General features: G+C 69.8%; 7 protein-coding genes. 3 read left to right on the forward strand and 4 right to left on the reverse strand.

Annotated elements, in window-relative coordinates; translation table 11 throughout:
• Positions 1-3: 3 nt before the first annotated feature.
• From purL to purS, 4 genes are all read right to left on the reverse strand, one after another.
• A complete protein-coding gene (gene purL, locus Pph01_RS31980) occupies positions 4-2,259 on the reverse strand; it encodes a phosphoribosylformylglycinamidine synthase subunit PurL (RefSeq protein ID WP_204076907.1) in 2,256 nt (751 codons plus the stop codon).
• Complete coding sequence (purQ, locus tag Pph01_RS31985; protein WP_204076908.1) at positions 2,256-2,939, reverse strand: phosphoribosylformylglycinamidine synthase subunit PurQ; 684 nt, start codon at positions 2,937-2,939, stop codon at positions 2,256-2,258. Before purQ ends, purL begins: the two co-directional genes overlap by 4 nt.
• 142 nt (positions 2,940-3,081) lie before the next feature.
• Positions 3,082-3,507 carry an ATP-binding protein gene (locus tag Pph01_RS31990; protein WP_308441934.1) on the reverse strand — a complete coding sequence of 142 codons (426 nt, stop codon included), beginning with the start codon at positions 3,505-3,507 and terminating at the stop codon, positions 3,082-3,084.
• A gap of 196 nt (positions 3,508-3,703) precedes the next feature.
• On the reverse strand, positions 3,704-3,949 hold the full coding sequence (gene purS / locus Pph01_RS31995) for a phosphoribosylformylglycinamidine synthase subunit PurS (protein ID WP_204076910.1): 246 nt from the start codon (positions 3,947-3,949) through the stop codon (positions 3,704-3,706).
• A gap of 296 nt (positions 3,950-4,245) precedes the next feature.
• Here purS and pdhA point away from each other — a divergent pair, with 296 nt between their 5' ends.
• The 3 genes from pdhA to Pph01_RS32010 form a co-directional block, all read left to right on the forward strand.
• On the forward strand, positions 4,246-5,337 hold the full coding sequence (pdhA, locus tag Pph01_RS32000) for a pyruvate dehydrogenase (acetyl-transferring) E1 component subunit alpha (RefSeq protein WP_239117167.1): 1,092 nt from the start codon (positions 4,246-4,248) through the stop codon (positions 5,335-5,337).
• Positions 5,334-6,308 (forward strand): alpha-ketoacid dehydrogenase subunit beta, encoded by a 975-nt coding sequence (locus tag Pph01_RS32005; RefSeq protein ID WP_204076912.1) that lies wholly within the window; start codon positions 5,334-5,336, stop codon positions 6,306-6,308. Before pdhA ends, Pph01_RS32005 begins: the two co-directional genes overlap by 4 nt.
• A gap of 14 nt (positions 6,309-6,322) precedes the next feature.
• Positions 6,323-6,847: biotin/lipoyl-containing protein (locus Pph01_RS32010; protein ID WP_308441933.1), on the forward strand; the 525-nt coding region annotated here is incomplete at its 3' end.

The following is a 6,847-nucleotide window of genomic DNA, read 5'->3' on the forward strand; positions in this document are numbered from 1 at the left end:
AGGTCAGCCGAAGATCGCCGGAAGCGCTCCCTCATGGGCCTCGCGGAGCTCGGCGACGGGGACGTCCAAGACGTCCTCGACGACCAGCGACGTTCCGCCCGTGGTGCCCAGGCCGTAGCAGGGCACGTCGAAGCGGCCGCAGAGCTCGGCCAGCGCCTCGAACGCCTCGGGCCGGACGCACACGAGCGCCCGCGCGGCCGTCTCGCTGAACAGGCCGACGAAGGCGTCCTCGATCGGCAGGCTCACCGACGCGCCGACCCCCTGGGCGATGCACGACTCGGCCAGGGCGATCCCCAGGCCGCCGTCGGACAGGTCGTGGGACCCCTCGATCAGGCCCTCGGCCGCCGCGGCCGCCAGCACGGCCGCCAGCCCGCGCTCGGCGGCGAGGTCCGCCTGCGGGGGGAGACCCCCGAGGTGGTCGTGGACGACGTGCGCCCACTCCGACCCGCCGAACTCCTCGTGGGTCTCGCCCAGCAGCGCGACCCGCAGCCCGGGGGCCGTGAAGCCCGACCTGATCCGCCTGGCGACGTCGTCGATCACGCCGAGCACGCCGACGACCGGCGTGGGGTGGATCGCGGCGGAGCCGGTCTGGTTGTAGAACGACACGTTGCCGCCGGTCACGGGGACGCCCAGGATCTGGCACGCGTCCGCGAGACCACGCGTGGCCTCCGCGAACTGCCACATGACCTCGGGGTCCTCCGGCGAGCCGAAGTTGAGGCAGTTGGTCACCGCCAGCGGCGTCGCACCCGTCACGGCCACGTTCCGGTAGGCCTCGGCGAGCGCGAGCTGGGCGCCCGCGTACGGGTCGAGCTTGGCGTAGCGGCCGTTGCCGTCCGTCGAGAGCGCGATGCCCCGGGTGGTCTCCTCGGCCCCCGGCATGACCTCGGAGATCCGCACCATCCCGGCGTCCGCGGGCTGGGCCAGAACGGTGTTGCCCCGGACGTACCGGTCGTACTGGGAGGTCACCCATTCCTTGGAGGCCAGGTTGGGGGAGCCGAGCAGGGTGAGGAGGGTCTCCCGGAGGTCCGAGGGCCGCGGGAGGCGCTCGGGGCCGTCGCCGTTGAGGGCGGCCTGGCCGGCGGGCTCGTGGAAGGGCCGCTCGTACACCGGGCCGTCGTCGGCCGCCGTGCCCGGCGGGATGTCGACGATCGTCTCGCCGTCCCATGTCATGACGAGCCTGCCGGTGTCGGTCACCTCGCCGATCACGGTCGCGGGGACGTCCCACTTCTCGCAGATCGCCATGAAGGCCGCGATGTCGCCGGGCGTGACGACGGCCATCATCCGCTCCTGCGACTCGCTCATGAGGATCTCCTCGGGCCGCAGCGTCGGGTCGCGCAGCGGGACGAGGTTGAGGTCGACATGCATGCCGCCCGTGCCCTTGGCCGCGAGCTCGGTCGTGGCGCAGGAGACGCCTGCCGCGCCGAGGTCCTGGATGCCGACCACCACGTCGGCCTGGTAGAGCTCCAGGCAGCACTCGATGAGCAGCTTCTCCATGAACGGGTCGCCGACCTGGACGGCGGGCCGCTTGGCCTGCGACTCGTCCTCGAAGGTCGCCGACGCGAGCACCGAGGCCCCGCCGATGCCGTCGGCGCCGGTCCGCGCGCCGAAGAGCACGACCTTGTTGCCCGGCCCGGGGGCGGTGGCCAGCTTGATCTGGTCCTTGCGGAGCAGGCCGACGCACAGCGCGTTGACCAGCGGGTTGCCGATGTAACAGGGGTCGAACGCGACCTCGCCGCCGATGTTGGGCAGGCCCAGGCAGTTGCCGTAGTGGCCGATGCCCTCGACGACGCCGGGCAGCACGCGCCGGGTGTCCGGCTGGGTGGCGCCGCCGAACCGCAGCGCGTCCATCACCGCGATCGGGCGGGCGCCCATCGACATGATGTCGCGGACGATGCCGCCGACCCCCGTGGCCGCACCCTGGTGCGGCTCGACGTACGACGGGTGATTGTGCGACTCGATCTTGAAGGTGGCGGCCCAGCCGTCGCCGATGTCGACGACTCCGGCGTTCTCGCCCATGCCGACGAGCAGGGCTTCGGACTTGGGCGCCTTGGTCCCGAACTGCCGCAGATGGACCTTGGACGACTTGTAGGAGCAGTGCTCGCTCCACATGACCGAGTAGATCGCCAGCTCCGAGCTGGTGGGGCGACGGCCGAGGATCTCGCGGACCCGCTGGTACTCGTCGTCCTTCATCCCCAGCTCTGCGTACGGCTGCCGCTCGTCGGGGGTCTCGAGGGCGAGCTTGACGCTGTCGAGGGTCATGCGTTCACCAGCTTCTTGAGGATGGAGGTGAAGAAACCCCGCCCGTCGACGCTCGGCGCGCCGGTGAGGTCTTCCACGGCGTGCTCGGGATGGGGCATCAGGCCGACGACATTGCCGGCCTCGCTGGTGATCCCGGCGATGTCGTTGAGCGACCCGTTCGGGTTGCCGCCCATGTAGCGGAACACGACCCGGCCCTCGCTCTCCAGGGTCTCGAGCGTCTCGGCGTCGGCGACATACCGGCCCTCGCCGTGCTTGATCGGCAGCACGATCTCCTGGCCGCGCTCGAACTCGGCCGTCCAGGCCGTGTCCGCGCTCTCGACCCGGATGCGCTGGTCGCGGCAGATGTAGTGGAGCCCCTGGTTGCGGGTCAGCGCGCCCGGCAGCAGGTGCGCCTCGCACAGGATCTGGAAGCCGTTGCACGTGCCGAGCACGGGCAGGCCCGCACGGGCCGCGGGGACGATCTCCTCCATGAGCGGGGCGAACCGTGAGATCGCCCCGCAACGCAGGTAGTCGCCGTAGGAGAACCCGCCGGGAAGGAACACCGCGTCGACGCCCTTGAGATCACGCTCCGCGTGCCACAGGGGCACCGCCTCGGCGCCCGCCAGCCGTACGGCTCTCGCGGCATCCTGGTCGTCGAGTGTTCCGGGGAAGGTGACGACGCCCACCCGGGCAGCGCTCATGACAGTGGTCCCTCCAAGCCGTAACTGGGCACAGGCACGCTCGAGTCGCCATCTACTCGGATGATGGCGGTCGGTGGCGGTACACCTCAGGTTATCGAAGGACCCAAATCGGCCGCTCGGTGGAGCGCTGGGAACCGGACGATCAGACGCCGGCGAGTTGCCCGGCGAGCGTGAGGTGGTGGGCGATGGCGTCCTCGTCCCAGTCGAGCTCCTTGCGGAGCCGGACGGTGGTGCCCTGGCCGGGCGTGATGTCGAAGGAGATCTCGTCCACCACGGCCCGCATGATCAGAATGCCTCGGCCGTTCTCGGCGTCGCTCGGGGGGTACTGCTTGGGAATCGCCTCAAGCCCCAGCCCGCAGTCGACGATGCGCAGTTCACAGCGGCCGTGGCCGATGGTGGCCATCACCTCGTAACGGTTCGCGGGACCGCCGTGCCGCACCGCGTTGGTGCAGGCCTCGGAGGTCGCCAGCAGGATGTCGGACACGCAGTCCTCGGTCACGCCCAGCGAGCGGAGTGCATCCCCCAGCACACGACGGACCATGGGGATGCCTATGGCATCCCGCGGCATGGCTAGCGAGAACTCAATATCCACCGGACCCCTCCCCGGTGTCGAAGGTCACCAAGGTAGGCTTCCCTGGTGAATCAGGGCTAACCGCAAAATCACGTGCGTGTTATTTATGGTTCTACCAAGAAGGGCTTTACGCTCGCACGATGTGCTCTATAACGGACTTTGTCCTAATTTTCGTAGTGTGAAATATCCCACTTCAGCTCTCGACGTGGATCGTGAAGTCCTCGATCACCGTGTTGGCGAGCAGTGTTTCGGCCATCTTCCGGACGTCCGAAAGGGCCGCTTCGTCCGCAGGACCGTCGATTTCAACCTCGAACCGCTTGCCCTGCCGTACGTCGGAGACTCCCGAGAAACCCAGACGGGGCAGCGCTCTGGCGATCGCCTGCCCCTGCGGGTCGAGGATCTCCGGCTTGAGCATGACGTCGACGATGACGCGCGCCACGTTGTTCCTCCTGCTGGGTGGTGGGATCGCTTCGCGACAAGCCTAGCGACAGGTCCGAGGCCCCCGACCGGGTGTCCGGCGGCGGAAGGAGTAGTGGGAGTGTTGGGCTCCGGCGCTGCGGGAATCGGGGAGGGTGTGGACGGTGATGGCGGGTCTTGCGCAAGCGGGTACCGACTCTGCCACCATGTCCGCAGACGCGTGCGGCCTACCACCCCAGCGGCCGTATGCCAGAAGATCCGGCCCGACCGCGGTGGAGACCCCGCCCACGAACGGCCCACGACGCACAGGAGTGGCACGTGACATCCGACGCCCCTCGTGGTGTTGAAGCACCTCCGGAGCTCGTCCAACTGCTCACCCCCGAAGGGGAGCGTGTCGAGCACCCCGACTACGACATCGAGCTGACCGACGAAGAGGTCCGCTCGCTCTACCGCGACCTCGTCCTGGTCCGCCGCGTCGACCTCGAGGCGGTCGCGCTCCAGCGGCAGGGCGAGCTCGGCATCTGGGCGTCCCTCCTTGGACAGGAGGCCGCGCAGATCGGCTCGGGACGCGCGCTCACGGACGCCGACATGGCGTTCCCGACCTACCGGGAGCACGGCGTGGCCTGGTGCCGCGACGTCGACCCGGTCCGCCTCCTCGGCCTGTTCCGGGGTGTGAACCACGGCGGCTGGGACCCGGCGGAGCACAACTTCCACCTCTACACGATCGTCATCGGCTCCCAGACGCTGCACGCCGTCGGGTACGCCATGGGGATGCAGCGCGACGGCGCGGAGGCGGCGACGATCGTCTACTTCGGCGACGGCGCGACGTCCCAGGGCGACGTGAACGAGTCGTTCATCTGGGCCTCGGTCTTCAACGCCCCCGTCGTGTTCTTCTGCCAGAACAACCAGTGGGCGATCTCCGAGCCGCTGGAGAAGCAGACGCGGATCCCCCTCTACAAGAGGGCGTCCGGCTTCGGCTTCCCCGGCGTGCGGGTCGACGGCAACGACGTGTTCGCCTGCCTCGCGGTCACCCGTAAGGCCCTGCAGAACGCACGCGAGGGGCAGGGGCCCATGCTGATCGAGGCGTTCACCTACCGCATGGGCGCGCACACCACCTCCGACGACCCCACCCGCTACCGGGTCGCCGACGAGCTGGAGGCCTGGAAGCTCAAGGACCCGATCGAGCGCCTCAAGGCCTATCTGTTCAAGAACCAGATCGCCGACCAGGAGTTCTTCGACAAGATCGACGCGGAGGCCGACGCGCTGGGCAAGGACGTCAGGCGCAGGTGCCTGGAGATGCCCGATCCCGAGCCCGAGGCGCTGTTCCAGCACGTCTACGCGGCTCCGCACGCCCTCCTCGATGAAGAGCGCGACCAGTACCTCACCTACCTGGCGGGATTCGAGCGATGACCACACTGACCCTCGCCAAGGCGCTCAATGAGGGACTGCGCCGTTCGATGGAGGACGACCCCAAGGTCCTCGTGATGGGTGAGGACGTCGGCAGGCTCGGCGGCGTGTTCCGGGTGACCGACGGCCTGCACAAGGACTTCGGCGAGGACCGCGTGATCGACACGCCCCTCGCCGAGTCGGGCATCATCGGCACGGCCATCGGCCTGGCCCTGCGCGGCTACCGGCCCGTCTGCGAGATCCAGTTCGACGGCTTCGTGTTCCCCGCCGCCGACCAGATCATCACGCAGCTGGCCAAGATGCCGCTCCGGTCGCTCGGCACGCTCAAGCTGCCCGTCGTCGTCCGCATCCCGTGCGGCGGCGGCATCGGTGCCGTGGAGCACCACTCGGAGTCCCCCGAGGCCTACTTCACGCACACCGCCGGCCTGCGCGTCGTCGCCTGCTCCAACCCGGCCGACGGCTACAGCATGATCCAGGAAGCCATCCGGTCCGACGACCCGATCATCTTCTTCGAGCCCAAGCGGCGCTACTGGGACAAGGCCGAGGTCGACCTGGCCGCCCCCGGCCTGCCCCTCGACCGGGCCAGGATCGCCCGGCCGGGCGCCGACCTCACGCTCCTCGCGTACGGGCCGATGGTGAAGACCTGCCTGGAGGCCGCCGCGGCGGCCGAGGAGGACGGCCGCGACATCGAGGTCGTCGACCTGCGCTCCCTCAACCCGCTGGACATGGGCGTGGTGGCCGAGTCGGTCACCCGGACCGGCCGCTGCGTGGTCGTGCACGAGGCGCCGGTGTTCACCGGGTTCGGCGGCGAGCTCGCGGCGCGGATCACCGAGCAATGCTTCTACCACCTCGAGTCGCCCGTGCTGCGCGTCGGAGGGTTCTCCACTCCGTACCCGCCGTCCCGGCTGGAGGAGTACTACCTGCCGGACCTCGACCGGGTGCTGGACGCCGTCGACCGCGCGTTCACCTACTGAGAGGGAGGTTCCTCATGCTTCGTGAGTTCAAGCTCCCCGATGTGGGTGAAGGCCTGACCGAGGCCGAGATCGTCAAGTGGCACGTCGCCGCCGGCGAGCACGTCAAGATCAACCAGACGATCGTCGAGATCGAGACGGCGAAGGCCGTCGTCGAGCTGCCCTGCCCGTTCGAGGGCACCGTCGCCGCTCTGATGGCGGAGGAGGGCCAGACGGTCGACGTGGGCGCGCCGATCATCTCCGTGCGGACCGAGGAGGAGGAGGCCGGGGCCGGCCCGGAGGACCTCGTGCCGAATCCGCCCGCCGAGGGCGCGGTCGAGCCGGGCGTCCACGGCAGCCCGGCGCCCAAGCAGGAGCGCAAGCCGGTCCTCGTCGGCTACGGGGTGATGGCCAGCTCCACCAAGCGCCGTCCTCGTAAGTCGGCCGCCGCGGAGGCCGTGGTTCCCCCTGCGGTCCCCGCCGCTCCGGCCCCGGTCCCCGCCGCTCCGGCCCCGGTCCCCGCCGCTCCGGCCCCGGTCCCCGCTGCTCCGGCCCCGGTCCCC

The organism is Planotetraspora phitsanulokensis (genome assembly GCF_016863295.1).
Classification (GTDB): Bacteria; Actinomycetota; Actinomycetes; order Streptosporangiales; family Streptosporangiaceae; genus Planotetraspora; species Planotetraspora phitsanulokensis.